This window comes from Phytoactinopolyspora halotolerans (genome assembly GCF_010550675.1).
GTDB lineage: Bacteria > Actinomycetota > Actinomycetes > Jiangellales > Jiangellaceae > Phytoactinopolyspora > Phytoactinopolyspora halotolerans.
Genome location: NZ_JAAGOA010000001.1, coordinates 60,410 through 84,029, shown reverse-complemented (window position 1 = coordinate 84,029; position 23,620 = coordinate 60,410). Strand labels below are relative to the sequence as shown.

The following is a 23,620-nucleotide window of genomic DNA, read 5'->3' as shown; positions in this document are numbered from 1 at the left end:
AGTGCGGGTGGCGGCCGCGGCGAACCGGCGGGCCAGCTGCGGGTGGCCCGCCCAATGTGTGTGCAGGTACGAGGCGTGCAGGAGCGGACCGGCGAAGCCCTCGTGGTCGCCGCCCCACGCCCACGCGGCCGGACGCCCGTGGCGTGGCGTCACCTGGGTGCGATGGAACTCGTGCCCGGTGACGGCCGCACCGGACGGGGCGAGGACGTTGTCGCCTGCGGCCGCCGCCGTGCGGTAGCCCAGCGTGCGCCGCTCCGTCATCCGGGCGGACGCCTGTAGCACGCCGGTCATGGGCTGTCCGTCGAGTTCGCGGCAGAGGTAGGTCAGGCCGGCGCACTCGGCGACGATCGGCAGCCGCCCGGCACTGGCGGCGACGGCGCGGCGCAGCGGGTCGTTCGAGGCCAGCGGCTCGGCGTGCACTTCCGGGAAGCCGCCGCCGAAGTACAGCCCCGAACACCCGTCGGGAAGCGCGGCCTCGGTCAGCGGGTCGATGTCCACGACGTCCGCACCTGCGGCCTGGAGCAGTTCGACGTTCTCGGTGTACCGGAAGGTGAACGCCTGCCCGGCCGCCATCGCGACCACCGCCCGCCCCGCCCTGTGCGGTACGACGGTTGCCGCACCGGCTGGTCCGTCGACGTCACGGACGGCCTCCAGATCTTTCCGGACGAGAGGAACCGGATCCGGTGAGGAGAGAGCAACCGGATCCGGTGAGGCGAGAGCCCGAGCCGGATCCCACGGCTCCGCGTGTAGTGCCGGAGCGGTGCGGGCGGCCCGGATGACGGCGTCCAGATCCACACCTTCGGTGATCCATGCCCGGAGCCGGCCGAGCATCTCCGCCGCTTGCCGACCGCGTTCGCCGGCCGGGATCAGACCGAGGTGCCGGCTTGGTGTCTCGATGCCCGGCGACCGGCGCAGGACCCCCAGCACCGGAACGCCGGTGGTCCGCAGCGCGGCGGTGATCTCCGCCGCGTGCCGTTCGGTGCCGACCTTGTTCAGGATGACACCGGCCAGCGTGACGTCCGGGTCGAAGGTGGCGAATCCGTGGACTACCGCGGCGACGCTGCGGCTGGCGGCACTCGCGTCGACGACCAGCACGACCGGCGTGCGGGTGAGCCTGGCCACGTGGGCGGTGGACGCGAAGCCGTCGGTGCCCAGCGCCCCGTCGAACAGGCCCATGACGCCTTCGATGACGGCGACGTCCGCGGACCGGCGGCCAGGAGCGGCGCCCGCCCCGTGCAGCAGCAGCGGAACGATGCGCTCCTCGCCCTGCAGGTGCGGATCGAGGTTCCGGGGAGGGCGGCTGGTGGCCAGTGCGTGGTAGCTCGGATCGATGTAGTCCGGCCCGACCTTGTGACCGGAGACCTCCAGGCCGCGGTCTCGCAGCGCGGCCATCAGCCCGGATGCGACCGTGGTCTTGCCCTGGCCGGATGCCGGCGCAGCGATCACCAGTCGGGGGAGCGCGTGCGCCATCGACCCCTCCTTCCTGCGAACCACGTTGTGCAGGACGGTACGCGACTTCGGCTACGGTGTGGGACCGTGAGCCAGCCAGCCGTATCCGAACCAGCGCCTCCCGGACGGATCACCGTCGTCGGCATCGGCGCAGATGGCTGGGCTGGTCTGACCGAGTCGGCCCGCGCCGCCATCGAAGGGGCGGACGTGCTGGTGGGTGGCGAACGTCACCTTGCCATGGTGCCCACCGACGATGTGAGAAAGGTCTCCTGGCCGAAGCCGTTCCGCGATGGCCTGCGGGAGCTGTTCACGGCGCATCGAGGGCGGTGCGTCGTCGTCCTGGCGAGCGGAGACCCACTGGTCAGCGGGGTTGGGACGACGTTGCTGGAGGTGTTCGGCCGGGACGCGGTGCGTATCCTGCCCGCGGTGTCGTCGGTGGCGCTCGCCCGTGCCCGGATGGGATGGGCGGCCGAACAGACCGATGTGGTGAGCGTCGTCGGACGGAACGTGCACCGGGTGAGCCGAGTCTTGGCACCCGGGCAGCGGATCCTCGTCCTCAGCGCGGACGCCGCCACGCCCGCCGAACTCTGCGCCCTGCTGGTCGAGCGCGGGTACGGTCGCAGCGCGGTCACCGTCCTGGAGAATCTCGGCGGAGACGGTGAACGCACCGTGGCCGGGGTTGCCGCCGGCTGGGCGGAGCCACCGGGCGCGGCGCTGAACGTCGTCGCTGTGGAGTGTCGGATCGAGTCCGACGTGTCCCCGCTGGCGACGGTCCCCGGCCTTGAAGATGACGCATTCGAGCACGACGGCCAGCTCACCAAGCGTGATCTTCGTGCCGCTTGTCTGGCCAGGCTGGTGCCGCTGCCCGGCCGGCTGCTGTGGGACGTCGGCGCAGGATCGGGCAGCGTCGCCATTGAATGGATGCGCGTGCATCCCGCCAACCGTGCCGTGGCGCTCGAGGCCGATCCGGAGCGTGCGGAGCGCATCCGTCGCAACGCGGAGCGGCTCGGCGTCCCGGACCTGCGCGTGGTGGTCGGTTCGGCGCCCGGGATGCTGGGTGACCTACCCGGACCGCCGGATGCGGTGTTCCTGGGCGGTGCCGTCAGCAAACCCGGTGTCCTGGACGGGTGTGTCGCCGCGCTCGCGCCCGGCGGGCGGCTCGTCGCACACGGTGTGACGGTGCAGGCCGAGTCCGCCCTGACCGGTGCCTACGCCACACACGGCGGGGAGCTGACCCGGCACTCGATCGAACGGGCGGCGCCGCTGGGTGGGTTCACCGGGTGGACACCGGCGCGGACCGTGACCCAATGGAGCTACTGCCGGGCGCGCGACGACGGCGTCGCACCGCACGGATCCGCCGCCGCGCCCCGCGATGTGGCCTGATGGCTTGATGGCCGGACAAGGAGAGAATTCGTGACCGTCTACTTCATCGGTGCCGGCCCCGGCGCCGCCGACCTGATCACCGTGCGCGGACGCGACCTGCTCGCCCGTTGCCAGGTGTGCCTGTACCCGGGGAGCCTTACCCCCACCGAGTTGCTCGACCACTGCCCGGACGGTGCCCGGCTGGTGGACACCGCCGATCTCACTCTGGATCAGATCATCGATGAGCAGGTCGCCGCGCACCGGCGGGGCGCGGACGTGGCTCGTCTCACCTCCGGCGACCCCTCCGTGTACAGCGCGGTCGCGGAGCAGATGCGCCGGCTGGACGCCGCCGGTGTCCCGTACGAGGTGGTGCCGGGCGTGCCGGCGTTCGCGGCTGCGGCGGCGGTGCTGAAGCGCGAGCTGACCGTGCCGACCGTCGGCCAGAGTGTGGTTCTCACCCGGGCGCAGGCGCGATCCACGTCGATGCCGGAGGGGGAGAAGCTGGCCGCCTTCGCGGCGACCGGCACCACGCTGGCGTTGCACCTCGCGGTCAACCGGATCGAACAGGTCGTCGAGGAGCTGCTGCCGTATTACGGGGCGGACTGCCCGGCGGCCGTGGTCGCGCTGGCTTCTCAGCCCGGTGAGCAGGTGGTCCGTGGGACCGTGGGCGACCTGGTCGGGATGGTCCGGGACGCGGGCATCACGCGCGCGGCGACGATCTTCGTCGGCCCGGTGCTGGCGGCGGAGGGTTTCCCGGACAGCTTCCTCTACTCCGCGGGACGCGACCGGTCCAAGCAGCCGACCCCACTGTGACCCCTCGCCCGCCCATGATCATGAACACTTACCGTTCACATAGCACGGTAAGTGTTCATGATCATGGGGTAGGGCGGTGTTCAGGCGCGGCCGACGACGGTCCCGGCGCGGTCCACCACGACGACGTCGACCGTTACGGGCGCATCGCCCAGCACCTCCGAAGCCGTGTCTCGTGCGCGCCGTGCCACCAGCGTGCCGAGGTCGATCCCGGCGGTCTGGGCGAGCTCCAGCGCGTGGATCGCCGTGTTGGCGTGGCCGATCGAGCTGGCGAGATCCGGGCTGCCGGCCGCCGTCACCATCTCGGCGAGCAGCGCGAAGTCCACCTGGGACCGCTTGGAGTGCAGGTCCAGGAAACCGGCGGCCAGCTTGGACAGCTTGGCGAAGCCGCCGGCGACGGTCAGCCGCGGGATCGGATGCCGCCGCAGGTACTTCAACACGGCGCCGGCGAAATCCCCCATGTCCAGCAAGGCACTGTCCGGGAGCTGGTACATCTCCTGGACGACGCGCTCCGACGTGCTGCCGGTCGCGGCCGCGACGTGCACATGGCCCATCGCGCGGGCGACGTCCACGCCGCGCCGGATGCTGTCGATCCACGCCGAACACGAGTACGGTACGACGACGCCGGTGGTGCCGAGGACGGAGAGCCCGCCGACGATCCCGAGCCGCGGGTTCCAGGTCTGACGGGCCATCTCCTCGCCGTGCGGAATCGAGATCTCCACGACGACGTCGCCGCTGCCGCCGTGTTCGCCGGCGACCCGTCCGATGGCCTCCCGGATCAGTTGCCGCGGGACCGGGTTGATCGCCGGTTCGCCGACGTCCAGGGGCAGGCCCGGGCGGGTGACCGTGCCGACGCCGTCGCCCGCGCGGAAGGCGACGCCGCTGCCGGGCCGGCCGGCACGGACCGTGGCGACGATGAGCGCGCCGTGGGTGACGTCCGGGTCGTCGCCGGCGTCCTTGACCACGCCGGCGCTGGCCACGCCGTCGTCGAGCCGCTCGGTGGCGAGGGAGAAATACGGCCGCCGGCCCTTCGGCAGCCGGACTTCCACCGGGTCGGGGAACTCGCCGGTCAGCAGTGCGGTGTAGGCGGCGGTGGCCGCGGCCGTCGCGCAGGCGCCCGTCGTCCAGCCGTAGCGCAGCCCTTCGGTGGTTCGCTCGGTGGTCACACTGTCGTCCCTGCTGTTCCCACGTACCCGAACGGTACGCCATGACCGAGCGGCCAAGCGAAACCGTGCTGGTGCTGGGCGGAACCTCCGAAGCCCGTGCGTTGGCGGCGGAGCTGGAACGTTGCGGCGTCCGGGCGGTCTCGTCGCTGGCCGGCCGCGTCACGGAGCCGCGGCTGCCGACCGGGGAGGTCCGGATCGGTGGATTCGGCGGTCCAGAGGGCCTGGCGGCATGGCTGGGCCGGGAAGGCGTCGCCGCGGTGGTCGACGCGACACATCCGTTCGCTGAACGCATCGGTGCCTCGGCCGCGAGCGCGTCCGCCGCCACCGGGGTGCCGCTGCTCCGGCTGGAACGGCCCGGATGGCGGGCCGGGCGGGGGGACGACTGGCGGTGGGTGGACTCGCTGGAGGACGCCGCCGGCATGCTCCCCGCGTTGGGAGAACGGGTGTTCCTCACCACCGGACGGCAGGGGTTGCCGGCATTCGCTCCCGTCACGGACGTCTGGTTTCTCATCCGGTGTGTCGACCGGCCGGATCCGCCGCTGCCACCGAACGCGGAGGTGCTGCTGGATCGCGGCCCGTACACGGTCGACACAGAGCGGACGCTGATGCGTACGCGCGGGATCGACGTGCTGGTGACTAAGGACAGCGGCGGCAGATACACCGAGGCCAAGCTCACCGCGGCACGCGAGCTCGGCTGTCCGGTCGTCGTGGTCCGGCGGCCGCGACGTCCGGTGGTGACCACGGTCGGCACCGTCGCCGACGCGCTGGCGTGGGTGCAGTCGGTGCTGCGCCACGACGACGGGATGGCACGTTGAGCGTCGGCCCATGGCACGTTGAGCGCCTGCCATGAGGCGCGGAATGTTCCGTTTATGGAGGCACCAGGCGTGCCATGCCAATAGATCCGGATAAGGAAACAAGGGTGATGAGGGATGACGGGTACAGATCTCGGGGCGAACGGCACGGGGCTGGCGCCTGAACTCGAGGCGTTCTACCGGGTGCTGCAGCGGCGCCGAGACGTCCGCGGTGAGTTCACCGGCGAGCCGATCGGTGCGGACATGCTGGAGCGGGTGCTCGGGGCGGCGCACTCGGCCCCCAGCGTCGGGCTGAGTCAGCCGTGGGATTTCGTGCTGGTGCGGGACCGTGAGACTCGGGAGCGGTTCCAGGAGCACGTGTCCGGGGAGCGGAAGGTCTTCGCGGATACCCTGACCGGTGACCAGGCCAAGCTGTTCAGCAAGATCAAGATCGAGGGCATTCTCGAATCGAGCCTCGGTGTGGTCGTCACCTACGATCCCTCCCGAGGTTCACCGGCGGTGCTGGGCAGGCATGCGATCGCCGACGCCGGCCTGTATTCGGTGTGCTTGGCGATCCAGAACCTGTGGCTGGCTGCGACGGCCGAGGGTCTGGGCGTCGGCTGGGTCAGCTTCTATCGGGAGGAGTTCCTGGCTTCTCTGCTCGGGTTGCCCGAGGGCATCCGCCCGGTGGCGTGGCTATGTCTCGGGTCGGTCAGCGAGTTGGCGACGACGCCGGATCTGGAACGACACGGCTGGCGCCGCCGGCGACCGCTCGCGGATGCGGTACGCCACGAACACTGGTGAGCTGTGTGTCGCGCGACGTACTTCGCCGTGCCCTACACCGCTGCTGTGGGCGAACCCGCGCGACGACGATGACCGGTATCCCCAGCGGTGGACACTCGATCAGCGCGTCCGACGACGGTCGGTGATCCCTGTCACGCGTGCTCGCCGGCACGATGAGGGCGCTCAGTGTTCGAGTTCGCGCTGTTCGCCGTCGTGCGCCGCACGGAGTTCCTCCCGGGTGGGTTTCTGGACCACATCCCCGAAATAGAACCGCGAGATGCGGGCGCGGCGGCGTTCGGCTCGATGGCGCGGGTTGGGGATGCCGTTCGTGTCGGTGGGCGGTCCCGGCTCGAGCGGGACCTGGCGCTCGTGCGCGGTCAGCGCGTAGGCGCGTGCGTGGCTGAGCGGGAGGTGGCGTTCGGTGAACTCACCGTCGGGGCTGACGATGACCATGCCCGATTCCCGTCCGTGCAGGACCTTCTCGCGGTCGCGGCGCTGCAGGCCGAGACAGATGCGTTTGGTGATCCAGAACGCGAGCGGTGGCCCGAGGATGATGCTGACCTGCAGGAACCGGGACACCCAGTTGACCGGGATGTGCAGCACGGTGGCGAAGAAGTCGTTGCCGCCGGCGATCCAGAGCAGGACGTAGAAGACGATGAAGCCGACTCCGAGGCCGGTGCGGACGGGGACGTTGCGGGGCCGGTCGAGGATGTGGTGTTCCCGGGTGTCCCCGGTGAGCTTCTGTTCGATCCACGGATAGGCGGCCAGCGCGGTGACGATGAGCCCCGGGAGCACGACGGCCGGAATCAGGACGCTGAGCACCAGCTCCGAGCCGAAGACGTCGATCTTCCAGGCCGGCATCACACGCAGCGCGCCGTCGAGGAATCCGACGTACCAGTCCGGCTGGGTGCCGGCGCTCACCGACGCCGGGTCGTAGGGGCCCCAGAGCCACACCGGGTTGACCTGAATGGTGGCGGCCATCAGGAAGACGAAGCCCCACACGATGAACATGAACCCGCCGGCCTTGGCCGTGTACACCGGGAAGAACGGGTAGCCCACGACGTTCTTCTCGGTCCGTCCCGGCCCGGCCCAGTGGGTGTGCTTCTGATACCAGAGCAGCATCAAGTGCAGGACGAACAGCGCCAGGATCAGACCGGGAATGAGGAGGATGTGGAAGGCGTAGAACCGGGAGATGATGTCCTCGCCCGGGAACTCGCCTCCGAAGATGAACGAGGACAGGTACGTCCCCACAATCGGGATCGCCAGGATCCCGCCCTCGATGATCCGCAGACCCGTTCCGGACAACAGATCGTCCGGCAGGGAGTAGCCGAAGAAGCCGTTGGTGATCCCCAGAACCAGCAATGACAGCCCCACCAGCCAGTTGAGTTCGCGCGGTTTGCGGAACGAACCGGTGAAGAAGTGCCGCAGCATGTGAACCGACATGGCGGCGATGAAGATCAGCGTGCTCCAGTGGTGCACCTGCCGCATCAGCAGGCCGCCGCGGACCTCGTAGGACAGTTCGAGCGTGGACGCGTAGGCCTCGGAGATGACCATGCCGCGCAGCGGCACATAGGCACCCTCATAGGTGACGTGCGCCATGGATGGTTTGAACCAGAACGTGAGGAAGACCCCGGACAACAGGATCAGAAGCAGACTCCACATGGCGATCTCGCCGAGCAGGAAGGACCAGTGGTCCGGGAAGACTTTGCGCAGGTTGCGCTTCAGCCAGTTGCTCGCGGTGATCCGCTCGTCGATGAAGTTGACCAGTTTCCCGGCCTGTCTCATGGCCGGGTTCGCACTGGTGCCGGCTGGGTCCTGTGTCGTGGTGCTCATCGGCGTGTTCAGCGCTCCCGTAGTGCGCGACGTCCCGTCATGAACAAGACGTCGCAGGGCGCGAGAATGTGACATCGCCGGGTGTGTGCGCCGACGCGCACATGAGCACGCCGGTCCGTGAGCCGGTCGGAGTCCGACCGGAACAGCTCAGCCGTACGTGCGCGGTGTCCAGACCGTGCGCACGCCGTCGGAGCGTTCCGAGACACGAGTCTGGGACGAGCCGACAATCAGCAGGCAACGCATGTCGACCGTGTCCGCGTCGAACTCACCGAGCGTGCTGACCAGGACCGATTCCTCTGATCCGCCGACGTCGCGGGCGATGACGACGGGGGTGTGAGGTGCGCGATGCCGCAGCAGCGTGTCCCGAGCGCGTTGCAGCTGCTCGCGGCGGCTACGGGACGCCGGGTTGTACAGCGCCAACACCAAGTCTGCGGCCGCCGCGGCGTCGAGGCGTCGTTCGATGATCTCCCACGGCTTGAGCCGGTCGGACAGCGACATCACGCAATAGTCATGGCCGAGTGGGGCGCCGACGCGCGACGCCGCCGCCTGCGCGGCGGTGAGCCCGGGGACGACGCGGACGGAGACGCCGTTCCAGCGCGGATCGTCGGCCTGCTCGAGCACCGCCGACGCCATCGCGAAGACGCCGGGGTCCCCGGACGAGACGACCGCCACGCGGGCGCCGGCCTGCGCCAGTTCGAGAGCCTGCAACGCCCGGTCGGCCTCCACCCGGTTGCCCGAACTGTGCCGCTGCTGGCCGGATCGGACCGGAACACGCGAAACGTACGGACCGTAGCCGACGATGTGCTCGGCCGCGGCGACTTCGCGCTCGGCCTCCGGAGTGAGCCATTCCGGGCCGGCCGGCCCGAGTCCGATCACGACGACCTCTCCGTGCGCGGGTGCGGCCGCCGCCCGGGTTGTTGCATCGTCGCGAGAAACGGTGCTGTCGAGCGCGCCACCTGTGTTGTTGGTCGTGTGCGTTCCGCCGTCGGCCGCGTCGGCCGCGTCGGCGGTGTCGTGCCCGTCCGGCGACGTGTCGGCGGTCGTGGCGGTGCGCGACGTGTAGGCCGGACTCGGCACCACGGCGAGCGAGAAGTACGGCACCGATTCGGGGTCGACGTCGGCCAGCCGCTCCACCCGCTGACCGCCCCAGGTGGCCCGCTCGACGTAGTACGCCTCGTCCAGGCGTCCCGCCTCGGCCAGGGCGTCACGCACCGAGTGGAACGTCCTGCCCAGCTTGAGGATGGCGGCGGCGTCCGTCTCCGCCAGCCGCATCGCCAGTTGCGGCCCGGGCAGCGTGCCGGGAAGCACCGTCAGCGCCTCCTCGTGCTGGACAAGCGGCCTGCCCAGCTCGGCCGCCGCGGCGGTCATCGAGGTGATACCCGGCACGGCGGTCGCCTCATAACGCCCGCAGAGCCGTTCGTGCATGTGCATGTAGGAGCCGTAGAAGAACGGATCGCCGGCGCACAGCAGCGCCACGTCGCGGCCCGCATCGAGATGCTCGGCCAGACGCTTGGCGGCGTGTTCGTAGAACTCCGCGATGGCTCCGTCGTAGCCGCCCGGATGCTGGGTGCCCTCAGTGGTGACCGGGTAGACCAGCGCCTCCTCGACCTGCCCGTCCCGCAGGTAGGGTTCGGCGATCGAGCGGGCGATGCTGCGGCCGTGCCGGGCGCTGTGGTAGGCGATGACATCCGCCTCACCGATCAGCCGGGCGGCCTTCACCGTCACCAGATCCGGATCGCCTGGTCCGAGGCCGATGCCCCACAGCCGGCCCGTGCCCGCGTGTGCGTCCGTCATTCCTTCTCCTGGGCGATCGCGTTCAGGGCGGCGGAGGCGATGGCGCTGCCGCCGCGGCGGCCGTGCACGGTCAGGTACGGTGCGGGTGCTCGCGCGGCCAGCTCCTCCTTGGACTCGGCGGCACCGATGAAACCGACCGGGACTCCGACGATGGCCGCCGGCGCGCCGACCCCTTCGTCCACGAGCTCGAGCAACCGGAACAGCGCCGTGGGTGCGTTGCCGATCGCCACCACGGAGCCCGGCAGCCGATCCCGCCACAGCTCCACGGCCGCGGCGCTGCGCGTGTTGCCGGTCTCGGCGGCCAGGCCGGGCACGCTCGGCTCATTGAGCGTGCAGATGACCTCGTTGTCGGCCGGTAGCCGGCTGCGCGTCACCCCGCTGGCGATCATCTGCGCGTCGGTGAGGATCGGTGCCCCGCCGCGGAGGGCCGTCCGGCCGGCGGCCACGACGTCATCGGTGTAGGCGACGTCGTCGACGAGATCGACCATGCCGCAGGCGTGGATCATCCGCACGACCGTTGTCGCGACATCGGCGGGCAGATGCGCGAGGTCGGCCTCGGCGCGGATGGTCGCGAAGGAGCGGCGGTAGATCTCCGCACCGTCCCGGATGTAATCGACCGTGCTCGGGTCAGCCGACATCGTGGTCTCCCTGCTGGGCGTGTGGCCCGTGGTGCTTGTGGTACGCGGCGCCGATCGTCGTCGCCAGTGCGTCTGCCGTCGTCGGCGTGCCGTCCACCGTGTAGCCGTCGCCGGTGGCGACGACGTCGATGTGGTGCAGTCTGGGTTGTCCGCAGCGCCGAGCACAGCCGGCGACGTGCACGGCGACGCCGGCCGGCAGGCGGGGCAAGGCGGCGCGGGTGTCGTGGCGCACGTCCGCGTGCGAAGAGGCGCACCCCGGGCTGCCGACACACGCCGTCACTCCGGTGGATGGATCGGCATCGTCGAGCCGGAGGCCGGAGGCACGAAGGTTCCGAGTGACGTCGTCGATGCGAGCGGGCGGAATCGACGGAACGACGACGGATCGCCACGGTGTGATGACGATGCCCGCGGGCGCCGTTCCGGCGAGGACGTGTAGCTGCTCCGCATTGAGGGTGCCGAACAGCGCGCCCGCGACGACGGCGCACGCACGATCGTGATCATGACGGATCACACCGGCCGGCGTCGCTCCACCGGCGCCGAGCCGGGCACGGTCCGGGGTGCCGCGTTCGACCGGCGCGCCGTCGTCGATGATCGCGGCGGCGACACGCTCGGCGGCGTGGTCAAGCTCACGCAGGTGCCATGCGCCGCTGCCGTCCAGGGCGCGGAGCCGGAGGAAAGCGAGCGCGGCGCGCACCAGCACGTCGGCCACGCGGGCCGCGGGAACGCGCACGTCGGTGACCTCGCCAGCCAGCAGCAGCGTGCCCGCGGTGGCGTCGTCGTCGATGACGGTCGTGCGGGCGTCGTCGGTGTCCGCGCGCCAGCCGACATCGATGCCGTCGACCGGCAGGTCGCCGCGGCCGTCGTCGATGCCGAACTGGAAGCGCCCGGAGAGGGTGGCGAGCTCGGGTTCGGCGCGAATGGCGTGGTCGAGCTCGATGACCAGCGGTGCGACGTCGAGTGTGCCGCCCGCGATGCCGGTCAGGGGCGACGCCAGGATGTTGCGTACACGCTCGTGCGTCGCCGACGGCAGCAGACCGGCGTCGCCCAGCCGGCTGGCCAGCGCCGCCGGATCGGTGACGGCGCGTAGCTGCAGGTTGGCACGCGAGGTCAAATGGATGCGTCCGTCGCCCAACTCCTGGGCACACGCGGCGAGTACCTGAACCTGGTGTGCGGTGAGCCGGCCGCCTGGGATGCGGATCCGGGCGAGCGGGCCGTCGTTCGCCTGATGGGTGGCGAGGGTGCCTGGACACGCGTCGGCACGATCGCGCACAGTCCCGGACATCGGACCGCCTTCCATCACCTCGTGGAATCGCAGCTTGCAGTGCCGTGGCCGGTCTCCTGGCTGACGGGTACGTCGTCCGGCCTGCCTTCCCAGGCGGCGCGTGCGCTGCCCAGTGACTCCCCTTGCAGGGGAACGGCCGGGGACTTCCCGATCACAGTGGCGAGGGCCGCTCCGGTTTCACACCGGCTTCCCGTGCACCACGGCAGGCACCACTGTACCGGGCGCTCGGACCGAGCCTTGCGGCCGACCGTCGGGCGGGCGTCTCCGACGGCACCGGGCCCGATCGGCGGCGAGGCTCGGGATCAAAGCAATCTCTGCTGGCAGCAGGCACGTACTACAAGTATCCGGATCATCGCGGACGCGCGGTGCATGCGCGTCCCTGGCGCCTGTGGGAGGTCCATATGCATCGCCGAACGCGAACCGCCGCCGCCCTCTGCAGTGCCGCCGCGTTGGCGGTTCTGGGTGCGTGCGGCACCGACGACAACGGCGACGGCGACGGCAGCGGGGATGGTGACGTCGCCACCGGCGGCGACGCCGGCCGCGTCGAGCTGTCGGACACCTCGCTCGGTGAGATCCTGGTCGACGGCGAGGGCCGGACGCTGTACCTGTTCACCCCGGACTCTCCCGGTGAGAGCACCTGTATCGACGAATGCCTGGACATCTGGCCTCCGCTGGAGGGCGACGTCGAGGCCGGCGAAGGCGTGAACGAGGAACTGCTGGGCACCATCGAACGAGACGACGGGACGGTCCAGGCGACGTACGGTGACTGGCCGCTGTACTACTACGCCGAGGACGCCGATGCGGGCGACATCGAGGGGCAGGGTGTCAACGACGTCTGGTACGTCATCGACGCCGATGGAGAAGCCGTGCAGGGCGAAGTCGAGCAGGACGACCAGGACTCCGGATACTGAAGATCCGGGTCCGGATCCGGACACTGAGCCGTCGGACACCCGGCCCGTCGGCCCCGTCCGGGAATGTCGTCGGCGCGTGCACCCGTGCCGAGTGTTGCCGATGACGGTGCGGCAGGATGGCAGGTGTGATCGACCTGGCTGATGTTCGCGCCGCCCGCACCCGCATCGATGGCCGTGTCCGCCGCACGCCGGTGCTGGAGGCAGACCCGGAGCCGTTCCCGCCGATCTCGCGGTTGTGGTTCAAGCTCGAGCAGCTTCAGCACACGGGCTCGTTCAAGGCACGCGGCGCGTTCAACCGGATCCGCGCCGCGCTCGAATCGTCGGCACCGGCCGCTTCCGGTGAAGCGGGACCACCGGTGAGCGGCGTCGTGGCGGCGTCCGGCGGTAACGCCGGCCTGGCGGTCGCGTTCGCGGCAGCGGCGCATGGACTTCCGGCTGAGGTGTTCGTGCCGGAGACCGCGCCGCCGGTGAAGGTGAAGAAGCTGCGTGACCTCGGCGCCGACGTCGTCCAGGTCGGCACCAAGTACGCCGACGCCTACGAGGCGGCCCAGGCGCGGGTGTCCGAGACCGGCGCACTGTTCTGCCACGCCTACGATCAGCCGGAGATCTGTGCCGGGCAAGGAACGCTCGGACTCGAGCTGCTGGAGCAGACCGGCTCCGAGGTGGACACGATCATCGTGGCTGTGGGCGGCGGTGGTCTGATGGCCGGCGTGGCGACGGCGGTCGAAGGCCGCGCCCACGTCGTCGGGGCGGAGCCGTCTCTGGCACCGACGCTGCATTCTGCACTGGCGGCAGGAGGCCCGGTCGACGTCGACGTGGCCGGCGTCGCGGCTGACTCACTCGGCGCCACCCGGCTCGGTGAGATCGCCTATGCCGTGAGTACGCGCGCCGACGTGGCGTCGGTGCTCGTCGATGACGCCGACATCGAGCAGGCCCGGAACTTCGCGTGGCACCAGTACCGTCTGGTCGTCGAGCATGGTCCCGCCACCGCCCTCGCGGCGCTGCTGTCCGGTGCGTACCGGCCGGCGGACGGCGAACGTGTCGCCGTGGTGCTGTCCGGTGCGAACACGGATCCTTCCACCCTGAGGTGACGCCGCTGTCACGTCGCAGTGTGTTCTAGCCCTCGAGGTCGCCTTCCGTCTCCAGGACGGCCTGCTGGAGCGCCTCCATCGCCTCCGCGGACGGCTCGGCCCACAGGCCGCGCTGGGCGGCTTCGAGCAGGCGCTCCGCCATGCCCTTGCGGGCCCACGGGTTCGAGCGGCGGAAGAACTCGGCGACCTCCGGGTTCCGGACGTACTCGTCGGTGAGCTTCTCGTACATCCAGTCCTCGACGACGCCGGCCGTCGCGTCGTAGCCGAAGATGTAGTCGACGGTGGCGGCCATCTCGAATGCGCCCTTGTACCCGTGCCGCTGCATCGCGGCGATCCACTTCGGGTTGACGACGCGCGCCCGGAAGACCCGTGCCGTCTCCTCCGAGAGCGACCGGGTCTTGACGTGCTCGGTCACGGCGGAGTCGCCGATATACGCCGCCGGCGCGTTGCCGGTGAGCTGGCGGACCATCGCCACCATGCCGCCGTGATACTGGTAATAGTCGTCCGAGTCGAGGATGTCGTGCTCGCGCGTGTCCTGGTTCTTCACCGCCACCTGGATCCGGGAGAACGCCTTCTCCATGTCCGCCCGTGCCTCGACGCCGTCCAGACCCCGACCGTAGGCATAACCGCCCCACACCGCGTAGACCTCGGCGAGGTCGGCGTCGGTGCGCCAGTTCCGCGCGTCCACCAGGGGCAGCATCCCGGCCCCGTACGCACCCGGCCTGGACCCGAAGATGCGTGCGGTGGCGTGCCGCGCGTCCGAGCCGGCCGCCAGGTCCTCGACGACGTGCGCGCGCAGGTGGTTGACGGCGCCGTCGTCGGCGAGCTCGGCGACGGTCCGGACGGCGTCGTCGATCACGCCGATGACGTGCGGGAACGCCTCGCGGAAGAACCCGGAGATGCGGACTGTCACGTCGACGCGCGGCCGGGGCTCCCCGTCGAGCAACAGCTCGTCGGCCGGAACCACCTCGAAACCGGTGACCCGGCGGGACGCGTCGTCCCATACCGGTCGGACACCCAGCAGCCAGAGCACTTCGGCGATGTCGTCGCCCTGGGTGCGCATCGCCGCCGTGCCCCACACCGTGAGTCCGACGGACGTCGGGAACGCGCCGGTCTCGGCCTTGTGCCGGCGCAGCAGTGAGTCGCCGAGCGCGACCCCGACGTCCCAGGCGTTGCGCGACGGGATCGCTTTCGGGTCGACGGCGTACATGTTGCGGCCGGTCGGCAGTACGTTGACCAGTCCGCGGGTGGGCGAGCCGGACGGGCCAGGGGCGATGTAGCGGCCGTCCAGCGCGCGAACGGAGTTGCTGATCTCGTCCGTGGTCCGCGCCAGCCGGGGGACCAGCTGCTCGGCGCCGAACCGCAACACGTCCGCGACCTCGGCGACGTCATCGCGCAGGATGTCGGCGACGACGCTCTTCGCCTCCTCCGGTCGCCATTCGCGTCGGGCGTGCTCCTCCACCAGACCGCGGGCGACGACCTCCAGCAGATCGACGACGTCCGACGCGGTCAGCCTGATCGCTACCGGCGGCGACGCCACGCCGCCGTCGTCCCGTCCTGCGACGTGAGCGTCTGGTGCATCCGGTGCGTCCGGTCCGTCCGGCGCCTCGGGTGTGTCGGGTGCGTTGGATGCGCCAGTGCGCGGGAGGTCGGTGATCTCCAGGAGCGTCCGCAGCGCCGGGGTGTCCGCGACGGCGGCACCCGGCTCGGCCAGCAGTGCCTGCTCGTCGAGGTCGGCCCAGGCGGCGATCGCGCCGCGCAGCCCGCGATGCGCCGTCTCACCCCCGAACACCTGGCGCGCCCGCAGCACTGCCAGCACGTCGTTGACCAGTTCGTCGCCTTCCGGCGCACGGCCCAGAACGTGCAGCCCGTCGCGGATCTGGACGTCCTTGATCTCGCACAGGTAGCCGTCGATGTGCAGGACGAAGTCGTCGAATTCGTCCTCGCCGGGCATCTGTTCGGTGTGCAGGTCATGGTGGAGCTGCGCCTGTGTGACCAGCTCCCAGATCTGCGTCCGAACCGTCGGCGCCTTGGCCGGGTCCAGCTCTGCAACGGTCGCGTACTCGTCGAGGAGTTGCTCCAGCTTGGCCAGATCACCGTAGGTGTCGGCGCGCGCCATCGGCGGGATCATGTGGTCGATCAGGACGGCGTGGGCGCGCCGCTTCGCCTGAGTGCCTTCGCCGGGGTCGTTCACGATGAACGGGTAGATCAGCGGCAGATCCCCCAGCACCGCGTCCGGCGCGGAATCGTCGGACAGGCCGAGCCCTTTGCCCGGCAGCCACTCCAGCGTGCCGTGTTTGCCCAGGTGGACCACGGCATCGGCGCCGAATCCGCCGCGGGCGGGCGGTTCCTGCAGCCACCGGTACGCGGCGACGTAGTGGTGCGACGGCGCGAGGTTCGGATCGTGGTAGATGGCCACCGGGTTCTCCCCGAAGCCGCGTGGCGGCTGGATCATCAGCACCACGTTGCCGAAGACCAGCCCGGCGACGGCGATCGCCGGCTCGTCGCCGGTCGTGTCGACGTAGAGTTCGCCGGGCGGGTCACCCCAGGCCTCGACGATGCCGTTGCGCAGCGATGCCGGCAGTGTGGAGAACCACTCGGCGTAGGTCGACGCCGGGATGCTGGCGGCGGCGTCGGCCAGCTGCTCCTCGGTGAGCCACTCGACGTCGTGTCCGCCGGCGGCGATGAGGCGGTGCACCAGGGCGTCACCGGGCGGGAGGTCCGAGCCGTCGTCGGCCGCGCCACGCCCGAGTGCGTCGAGGTCGAGATCGCCGATGTCGTACCCGGCGTCACGCAGCGTGCGCAGCAGCTCGACGGCGCTGGCCGGAGTGTCCAGTCCGACGGCGTTGCCCACCCGGGCGTGCTTGGTCGGATAGTTGGACAGCACCAGCGCGATCCGCTTCTCCGCGTTCGGGATCCGGCCGAGCCGGGCCTTCTTGACCGCGATCCCGGCGAGGCGCCGTGCCCGCTCCGCGTCGGCGACGTAGCGCGGGACGCCGTCGGCTCCGGTCTCCTTGAACGAGAACGGCACACCGATGATCCGGCCGTCGAACTCGGGCAGGGCGATCTGCGTCGCCGCGTCCATCGGGTTCATCGCACCGTCGCTGGCTTCCCAGGCATCGCGCGCGCTGGTCAACGTCAGGCCTTGCAGGACCGTGATGCCGAGGTCGTCGAAGAGCGCGGTGCTCCACACGTCGTCGTTCTCGCCGGCGGCGGCGTTTCCGGCGACGAGGCCGCCGCTGGCCAGCACGGTGGTGATGAGCACGTCGGCGCGCCCGAGAAGCTCCCGCAGCTCGGCGTACTCGTCGCGGTTGGTGCCGCGCAGCGTGTCGGTGAAGATCGGCAGTGGCCTGCCGCCGGCGTCGGCGATCTGCTCGCAGAGGACGTCGATGAACGCGGTGTTCCCGGAGAGTTCGTGTGAGCGGTAGAACACGATCCCGACGACGGGCCCGCCGTCGCCGCGATTCTTGTCACCGGTCAGGGGCTCGGCGTCGGCTGTCCCGGCCGGGACGTGGATGCCGAAGAGGGGCTGTTCGGCGGGGGGCTCGAACGCGTCGCCGGTCAGGAGCAGGGTGTCGCAGAGGAACGCCGCGAGCTGTGCGAGGTTGGCGGGTCCGGCGGCGACCAGGTAGCGGTGCGTCTGGGTGGCGATGCCGCTGGGTACGGTGGACAGCTCGTGCAGTCGTGCGTCGGGGCTGGACTCGCCGCTGACGACGACGGTCGGCACCCCGGACGCGCGCATCGCGTCCAGCCCGTCGGGCCACGCCTCCCGGCCGCCCAGCAGCCGCACCACCGCGATGTCGACGTCTTCGAGAAGGGCAGGAAGCTCATCGGCCGAGGTTCGTGCCGGATTGGCCACCGTCCATCGCTCGTCAGCGCGGATGGCGGTGAGCAGGTCGGTGTCGGCGGTGGACAGCAGCAGCAGGCGTGGCTGGCTCATGGCGTCCTCTCTCAGGTGTCTCCCGCACCCGGATCGGTGGACGACGCCAGTCAGTCTCCTGGCTCCCGGATCGACGCCGGCCCTCAGCCTTCCCAGGCCAACGAGGCCCAGTGGCTCACCTAAGGACCGGCTCCCCGGTCACAGTCGCGGGACGGCCCCGGCCTTGGACGTGGTTACGCCCGCACCGGTGTTCCTGACGTGACGTCGGATGGTCGTCCCCGATCCTATCGGCCCGAGGAGCCACCGGCGCCGCCCGCATCACGCCGTCGCGCCAGCGGCCATCGAGTTGAGTCCTGTGCGGTGCGTGCCCGGCGGATGTCATTCACCCGACCGGGCACGCACCGCGTCGATCACAGGCGGGCCAGGTGATCGAGCGGGAACGGTGGTCTCGCCAGCGGCTTGATCGCCAACGTGAACAGCACGAGAGCGTTGTCGTCACCGGCGATCCGGTTGGTGTGCAGCTCCTGGCACCGGGTACATCGGTGGATCACCGACCACTCGCCGTCGTAGCGGGTGGTGATGGCGATCGGCTCCATCCGGGCACCGCACTCGGCGCTGCGGTCGCCAGGTTTGTCGTCGACGTGCCGACTCCACAAGCAGGTGGGGCAATGGTTGCGGTGGGCTGTGCCCGGCGCGTCCGTGGAGACGTCGAGCTTGCAGTTCAGACAGCGGAAGGACGGGGCACGGCGACTACGCCGTGGTCCGGTGGTGGTTCTGGACACGGGGCTCCTTGAGGTGTGCACGACTGTGGTCTGGTCGCGCAGCGCACACTCATAGCTCACCGTCCCGTGTCTACGACCACGTCGGTCGTGGCCCGTCGTCGTCATTCAACCCTGCCGCCGCCGGTGCGGCAATCGAATTTCTCCAGCGCTGCGTCCTGCATGTCGAGGCCCGCACGCCCTGCGGAGGAGGTCAGTGTGCTGCGGGCGGTGCTAGCCGAGCCGCTCGGGGCGTTCCAGGTACCTGTCATGGTCGGGTGGGGCGAAGCCGAACTTCGCGTAGAGGCTGTGTCCGTCCACGGTGTGCAGCATCCAGCGGAAGTTGACCCCCGGTCCGTCTTCGATCATGGCGGCGACCAGAGCCTTGCCCGCTCCCCGGCCGCGGTGCGCCGATTCGACGAAGACGTCGGCCAGGTACGCCAGCGATACGCCATCGGACAGGGCGCGTGCGAATCCCACCATGCTGCCGGTTTCCTGGTGGTACGCCCCGACGACGCGCCATGCGCCGTCGATCTGCCGCTCGACGATGTCGCGGTCGCGCCAGCGGCCCCAGTACGCGTCCTCGGAGAGGAACCGCCAAACGACGTCGCGATCGATCCGGGCCGCGTCGTCGTCGAACTCGTACCCTTGGGCGGAACGAATCACGCTCATCCCGTCATCATGTCACCGGCGGATGACGCGCGAGGCGCTTAGGGTCAGGGCATGGATCATGAGCCGATGCGACGAGTTGCTGAGTTCCGCGAGGTGTTCGACGGTGAAGCCAAGGCCGAACGCCCTGAACTGGCGGAACACCGTCGGACGCTACTGGTCGAAGAAGCGCACGAAGCTGCCGAAGCCCTCACCAACCTCGCAAAGGCCCTGCACATCGGCGACGACCCGCGCACTGCATACAAGGCAGTAGCGAAGGAACTGGCCGACGTCCTCTATGTGACCTACGGTGCCGCAGATGCGCTGGGGATCGACCTACCGGCCGTCTTCGTCGAGGTCCATCGGTCCAACATGAGCAAGCTTGACGCGGACGGCCGGGTTCTCCGCCGAGCCGACGGCAAGGTACTCAAGGGCCCCAACTACCAACCGCCGATCCTCGATGACCTCGTCGAGTGGCCGCCGACCGGTTCCTAAGCGCTTCCCGCGGCTGCGCGCCACGCTCAACCCTAGGCTGGGGCGTGCACGGTCGCCCGGGAGACGATCGTATACAGTCTCGGGGGCCGGTCTAACTGACGAAAAGTTGACTTATCTGACGTAAAATATCGTTAGATGAGCACTATTCGACGGATACTTGCGGACCATGGGTACGTGGAGGCGAACAGTGGCGCTTGTATTCTCAGGCGACCGACCTCCAGCGGTGCTGTCCCGCCAGGTTGGCAACGGCAAGTTGAGGCGGCTTGCGCAGGGCGTTTACACCGACGATGTGCGTTCAGCGCCGGAGCGCGTCGTCGCTCGAGAATGGCGGGCCATCGTCGCTCGTGTGATGCCTGGGGCGGTGATAGTGGACCGATCGGCACTGGCTGCGGGTCCGGGCGACGGTTGGTTGTTCGTCGATCACGAGCGTGTGCGTCCGCTCGGGCTGCCCGGCCTCACGGTGGTGCCGCGACGCGGTCCTGGGCCGTTGTCCTCGGACGTGCCGCTCGGCGACGGACTGTGGCTGTCGTCGGAGGGCCGCGCATTGGTGGACAATCTCGGCCCGTCGCGGAGCCGAGGAGCACGACCCCCACGGACGCTGTCCACACGTGAGCTCCATGATTGGATCGCACGGCTGGTGTCGGCTCGCCGTCCCGAGCAGATCGAGAGAATCGTCGAGCAGGCAAAGGAAGCTGCCGACGCGATCGGTCGCGTTCACCGCGTCGGCGAGGTCCGGAAGCTCATCGCGGCGGCCGACGGGGGAGCGACCGTGACTACGGAATCGCCGGCGTTGAGCGCTGCGCAGGCCGGTCGCGGCTACGACGTCGTCCGCGTCAGCCAACTGGAGATGCTGGCCGACCATCTGACCTCTCGCCCGCCGCGACCTCGACCGGTCACCGGAGAGCACGTGGCCCGCCAGCGCTTTCTGCCCTTCTACGAGGCGTACTTCTCGAACTTCATCGAAGGCACGGAGTTCACGGTCGACGAGGCCGCCATGATCGCTCTGCAGGGCCAGGATCTTCCGTCGCGGCCGGCTGACGCTCATGACATGCGGGGCACATATGAGCTGGTGGTCGACGATGCCGAGATGACACGCGAACTCAGGTCGGTGGACGAGTATCTTGACGCGCTGAGGGAACGTCACGCCCGGATCATGGGCGGCCGACCGGATGTTCGGCCGGGTGAGTGGAAAGATCGGCGCAATCAGGCTGGGGCGACCGTGTTCGTCGAGCCTGCGCTGGTGACAGGGACCTTGGCGGCCGGGCGGGAGATCGTCGGACGGCTGGATGACCCGTTCGCTCGGGCGCTCTACGCCGTATATCTCATCGGGATCGTCCATCCCTTCGATGACGGAAACGGCCGGCTGGCGCGCGTGATGATGAACAACGAACTGGTCGCCGCGGGGGAATGTCGGATCATCGTACCCACCGTGTTCCGGTACGAGTATCTGGCAGCTTTGGGCGCGATGTCGGATGGCGGCTATCCGCAAGCCCTGATCAGCGTGCTTGACTTCGCTCAGCGGTACACGTACCAGATCGACTTCTCGACGGTCGGCACGGCGCACGAGATGTTGGAAAGGACGCATGCCTTCACCGACCCGCAGATCGCGTCGGAGCAAGGCATCCGTCTGACACTGCCGTCGTCGTTGCCACGCACCGAGAATTAGTGCGGCGTGGAAAGCCGCAGGCGGTGTCGGTGTCAGCCAGGCGCGACGCGGATCTCCGGGGCGTGGTGGACGGGGAAGTTGACCGACCGGGCGATAAAGCACTTGGCGTTGGCGTCCTCATGCACGGCCTGCGCCTTGTCGACCATGGACGCGTCGGCGACCGTGACGACGGGTCGGAGCGTGACGTCGGCGAACTGACCGGCGCCGTCGCGTTCCAGCTCCATGGTGCCGATGGGCGTGTCCACATACTCGGTGACGACGACGCCCGCGACGGAGGCAAGGTGGAGGTACCACAGCATGTGGCACTGCGACAACGACGCGACCAGCAGCTCCTCCGGATTCCATCGCTCCGGGTCGCCGCGGAACGACGGGTCGGCGGAACCGGCGATGCTGGTGTCGTTGCCCTCGGCGCGTATCTCATGCTGCCGGCCGTACGCGCGGTAACTCGACGTGCCCGTTCCCTGGTTACCCGTCCACTCGACGACGAGCTCGTAGGTGTGCGTTCCCACCATGCATCTCCTCCGTTTTCGTGGTGATCCATACCGTACATCTCCGGTCGACTCGTGGTGGTGAGTAGGCGATGAACGTTGGCTATGACGCCGTGGACTGTGCCGATTGTCTCGCGATGCTCGGTGGTGACGAATCGTGAGCGATGATCCCGACTTCTGCACGGTCAGCTTCTCGTTACCGAACGGTGGCTGAAACGAGCTGAGAAGCATGCAGAACTGATCTTGCCGGCTGCCGGTTTCTCCGGAACACTGCTACTGGCCAACGACAGCAGTCGTCGGCTGGCGAAGTTGCTTGAGGGGAACAGCTATGAGCGAACGTATGCACGAGCGTTGGCCGTGGGTGGTAGGTATCGTTGCCGCGCTGTTCGCGGGATTCGGCATTGGTGTGGCCGTCCAGCCCGAACCTGAGCCGGAAATCATCAATGAAACGGTTACGGAAACCGAGACGGTTGTTGAGTACGATACTCCGCAAGAATGTGAGATGGCGCTTGATGCTGCGTTTGAGCTGATCGACGCATTCCGTGATCTGTGGAGCGTCACTAGTCCCGTGCTGGACGAGCCATACGACGCTCAGAACAATGAACGGCTCAACGACGAGCTGGACAGGTTCAGCGAATCACTGGATGTTCTCACTCCACGGTGGCACGACTACGCGTCACAGTGCGATCCACGATACGACTACTGAATCGCCGGTCCGTAATCAACTACTGGGAGGGAAGACCCAATGACCGAACAGCCACAGGAGGAACCGAAATACAACCGCTTCGTCAGTGACGAAGCGGCCAAGCCCGTGATGGGTACGCCGCGATGGCCGGAACAGCCGGAAAATCGGTCCACTGACTCGCTGCCCGTGAATCCGTGGTTGACGGCGATGAGCATCGTTGGAATCGGAGCGTTCATCATCGGTTTGGTCTTGTGGATTCAAGGGTCTGAATCGGACTCATTCTTGGACGGCTCAGCGTCAGACTTGCAGATGATGATCTGGGGTCAGGCGTTGGTATGGCTGGGCGTCGGCCTGCTCGTGGCGACGATGGCATCAGCCGCGATTTGCTGGCAGATCCGTCAGCGGAATAGCTGACGTGCCTGGGGTGGCTCGATAGCGAGAGGGTCACATCATGATTCGACAGCGCCCCTCTTATTCCACCCGCCTACGCCGCTGTCAGGGCCATGGACGCGCACGTGATCGTGGACAGCTTCGAAGCTACCTGAAGGCTGTGTACGGAGTCCAGCGCGTCAAACAACCCCCCGCGCTCTCAGCCGGGAGAGGGCCGCCAGGCTGTCCGGCGTGAACGGCCACACGTCCAGCTTGGTCTCGAGCTCGTCGATCGGCACGAACGCGTGCCAGGCAACCTCCTCGGCCTGCGGATCGACCGCACCGATGCAGCGCACCTCATAGACCGCCGCCCAGGCGGCGTACTGCGCATCCTCGTACAGGAACCGGAGCAGCGGCGTGGGCGCCGGAAGTCCGGACACACCGAGTTCCTCTTCGGCTTCGCGGTGCGCGGCGTCGTCGTAGGTCTCGCCGGCGCGCACGACGCCGCCGACGAACATGTCGTAGTGAGACGGGAAGACGAGCTTGGAGGCCGTGCGGCGGTGCACGAAGATGGCGCCGTTTCCGTCGCGTACCAGGACGAACGTCGAACGGTGCCGCAGCCGGCGAGCGTAGACATCGGCTCGCCGGGCTTGATCGATGACCCGGTCGGCTTCGTCGACGACGTCGAGCAGCTCGTCCTCTGGTCGTTCAGGGAGCACGC

Annotated in this window: 20 protein-coding genes, 1 pseudogene and 2 riboswitches; of the genes and pseudogenes, 10 read left to right on the top strand and 11 right to left on the bottom strand. The window is 69.2% G+C overall.

Annotated elements, in window-relative coordinates; translation table 11 throughout:
* Positions 1-12: 12 nt before the first annotated feature.
* Positions 13-1,470 (bottom strand): annotated as a pseudogene (locus tag G1H10_RS34340) (cobyrinic acid a,c-diamide synthase CobB); the annotation flags it as partial.
* Here G1H10_RS34340 and cbiE point away from each other — a divergent pair.
* Positions 1,351-2,832 carry a precorrin-6y C5,15-methyltransferase (decarboxylating) subunit CbiE gene (gene cbiE / locus G1H10_RS00355; RefSeq protein WP_312856516.1) on the top strand — a complete coding sequence of 494 codons (1,482 nt, stop codon included), beginning with the start codon at positions 1,351-1,353 and terminating at the stop codon, positions 2,830-2,832. The pseudogene G1H10_RS34340 and the gene cbiE overlap by 120 nt on opposite strands.
* A 30-nt stretch (positions 2,833-2,862) precedes the next feature.
* Positions 2,863-3,624, top strand: a complete 762-nt coding sequence (cobM, locus tag G1H10_RS00350) for a precorrin-4 C(11)-methyltransferase (protein WP_163731059.1) — start codon at positions 2,863-2,865, stop codon at positions 3,622-3,624.
* Positions 3,625-3,704: 80 nt separating this feature from the next.
* Here the strand turns inward: cobM and G1H10_RS00345 are convergent, their stop codons facing one another.
* A complete protein-coding gene (locus tag G1H10_RS00345; RefSeq protein ID WP_163731056.1) occupies positions 3,705-4,787 on the bottom strand; it encodes a cobalt-precorrin-5B (C(1))-methyltransferase in 1,083 nt (360 codons plus the stop codon).
* A 41-nt stretch (positions 4,788-4,828) separates the two neighbouring features.
* On the opposite strand from G1H10_RS00345, the gene G1H10_RS00340 reads away from it, so the two are divergent.
* Both G1H10_RS00340 and bluB read left to right on the top strand, forming a co-directional pair.
* Positions 4,829-5,602 (top strand): cobalt-precorrin-6A reductase, encoded by a 774-nt coding sequence (locus G1H10_RS00340; RefSeq protein ID WP_174263951.1) that lies wholly within the window; start codon positions 4,829-4,831, stop codon positions 5,600-5,602.
* 114 nt (positions 5,603-5,716) lie between these two features.
* Positions 5,717-6,382, top strand: coding sequence for a 5,6-dimethylbenzimidazole synthase (bluB, locus tag G1H10_RS00335; RefSeq protein ID WP_163731053.1), 666 nt, complete (start codon positions 5,717-5,719; stop codon positions 6,380-6,382).
* Positions 6,383-6,544: 162 nt separating this feature from the next.
* Here the strand turns inward: bluB and qcrB are convergent, their stop codons facing one another.
* The 4 genes from qcrB to cobG all read right to left on the bottom strand — a co-directional run bounded on the left by qcrB (position 6,545) and on the right by cobG (position 11,908).
* Positions 6,545-8,194, bottom strand: a complete 1,650-nt coding sequence (gene qcrB, locus G1H10_RS00330) for a cytochrome bc1 complex cytochrome b subunit (protein WP_163731051.1) — start codon at positions 8,192-8,194, stop codon at positions 6,545-6,547.
* A 147-nt stretch (positions 8,195-8,341) separates the two neighbouring features.
* Positions 8,342-9,988 (bottom strand): precorrin-2 C(20)-methyltransferase, encoded by a 1,647-nt coding sequence (locus G1H10_RS00325; protein ID WP_163731048.1) that lies wholly within the window; start codon positions 9,986-9,988, stop codon positions 8,342-8,344.
* Complete coding sequence (locus G1H10_RS00320; protein WP_163731045.1) at positions 9,985-10,626, bottom strand: precorrin-8X methylmutase; 642 nt, start codon at positions 10,624-10,626, stop codon at positions 9,985-9,987. Before G1H10_RS00320 ends, G1H10_RS00325 begins: the two co-directional genes overlap by 4 nt.
* Complete coding sequence (gene cobG / locus G1H10_RS00315) at positions 10,616-11,908, bottom strand: precorrin-3B synthase (RefSeq protein ID WP_163731042.1); 1,293 nt, start codon at positions 11,906-11,908, stop codon at positions 10,616-10,618. The genes G1H10_RS00320 and cobG overlap by 11 nt, the downstream gene beginning before the upstream one ends.
* Before the next feature lie 29 nt (positions 11,909-11,937).
* A riboswitch (cobalamin riboswitch) is annotated at positions 11,938-12,125 on the bottom strand.
* A gap of 184 nt (positions 12,126-12,309) precedes the next feature.
* On the opposite strand from cobG, the gene G1H10_RS00310 reads away from it, so the two are divergent.
* Complete coding sequence (locus tag G1H10_RS00310; protein WP_163731039.1) at positions 12,310-12,819, top strand: COG4315 family predicted lipoprotein; 510 nt, start codon at positions 12,310-12,312, stop codon at positions 12,817-12,819.
* A 125-nt stretch (positions 12,820-12,944) separates the two neighbouring features.
* Positions 12,945-13,910: a threonine/serine dehydratase gene (locus tag G1H10_RS00305; protein ID WP_163731995.1), complete on the top strand. Its 966-nt coding sequence runs from the start codon at positions 12,945-12,947 to the stop codon at positions 13,908-13,910.
* Between the two features lie 25 nt (positions 13,911-13,935).
* Here the strand turns inward: G1H10_RS00305 and cobN are convergent, their stop codons facing one another.
* The 3 genes from cobN to G1H10_RS00290 form a co-directional block, all read right to left on the bottom strand.
* Complete coding sequence (gene cobN / locus G1H10_RS00300) at positions 13,936-17,850, bottom strand: cobaltochelatase subunit CobN (RefSeq protein WP_163731036.1); 3,915 nt, start codon at positions 17,848-17,850, stop codon at positions 13,936-13,938.
* Positions 17,851-17,881: 31 nt separating this feature from the next.
* Positions 17,882-18,113: riboswitch (cobalamin riboswitch) on the bottom strand.
* Positions 18,114-18,200: 87 nt separating this feature from the next.
* Positions 18,201-18,572, bottom strand: coding sequence for an RNHCP domain-containing protein (locus G1H10_RS00295; RefSeq protein ID WP_216852747.1), 372 nt, complete (start codon positions 18,570-18,572; stop codon positions 18,201-18,203).
* Between the two features lie 210 nt (positions 18,573-18,782).
* A complete protein-coding gene (locus tag G1H10_RS00290; RefSeq protein WP_174263949.1) occupies positions 18,783-19,220 on the bottom strand; it encodes a GNAT family N-acetyltransferase in 438 nt (145 codons plus the stop codon).
* Positions 19,221-19,286: 66 nt separating this feature from the next.
* Here G1H10_RS00290 and G1H10_RS00285 point away from each other — a divergent pair, with 66 nt between their 5' ends.
* Both G1H10_RS00285 and G1H10_RS34335 read left to right on the top strand, forming a co-directional pair.
* On the top strand, positions 19,287-19,691 hold the full coding sequence (locus G1H10_RS00285) for a pyrophosphohydrolase domain-containing protein (RefSeq protein WP_216852746.1): 405 nt from the start codon (positions 19,287-19,289) through the stop codon (positions 19,689-19,691).
* Positions 19,692-20,058: 367 nt separating this feature from the next.
* Complete coding sequence (locus G1H10_RS34335) at positions 20,059-21,357, top strand: Fic family protein (RefSeq protein WP_163731029.1); 1,299 nt, start codon at positions 20,059-20,061, stop codon at positions 21,355-21,357.
* Between the two features lie 32 nt (positions 21,358-21,389).
* Here G1H10_RS34335 and G1H10_RS00275 read toward each other — a convergent pair whose 3' ends face one another.
* On the bottom strand, positions 21,390-21,869 hold the full coding sequence (locus G1H10_RS00275) for an OsmC family protein (RefSeq protein ID WP_163731026.1): 480 nt from the start codon (positions 21,867-21,869) through the stop codon (positions 21,390-21,392).
* A gap of 304 nt (positions 21,870-22,173) precedes the next feature.
* Here G1H10_RS00275 and G1H10_RS00270 point away from each other — a divergent pair, with 304 nt between their 5' ends.
* The gene (locus G1H10_RS00270) at positions 22,174-22,551 is read left to right on the top strand and encodes a hypothetical protein (RefSeq protein WP_163731023.1); all 378 of its coding nucleotides are present in this window, start codon (positions 22,174-22,176) and stop codon (positions 22,549-22,551) included.
* A 39-nt stretch (positions 22,552-22,590) separates the two neighbouring features.
* Complete coding sequence (locus G1H10_RS00265) at positions 22,591-22,944, top strand: hypothetical protein (protein ID WP_163731020.1); 354 nt, start codon at positions 22,591-22,593, stop codon at positions 22,942-22,944.
* 155 nt (positions 22,945-23,099) lie between these two features.
* Here G1H10_RS00265 and G1H10_RS00260 read toward each other — a convergent pair whose 3' ends face one another.
* Positions 23,100-23,618, bottom strand: coding sequence for an NUDIX hydrolase (locus G1H10_RS00260; protein WP_163731018.1), 519 nt, complete (start codon positions 23,616-23,618; stop codon positions 23,100-23,102).
* Positions 23,619-23,620: the final 2 nt, after the last annotated feature.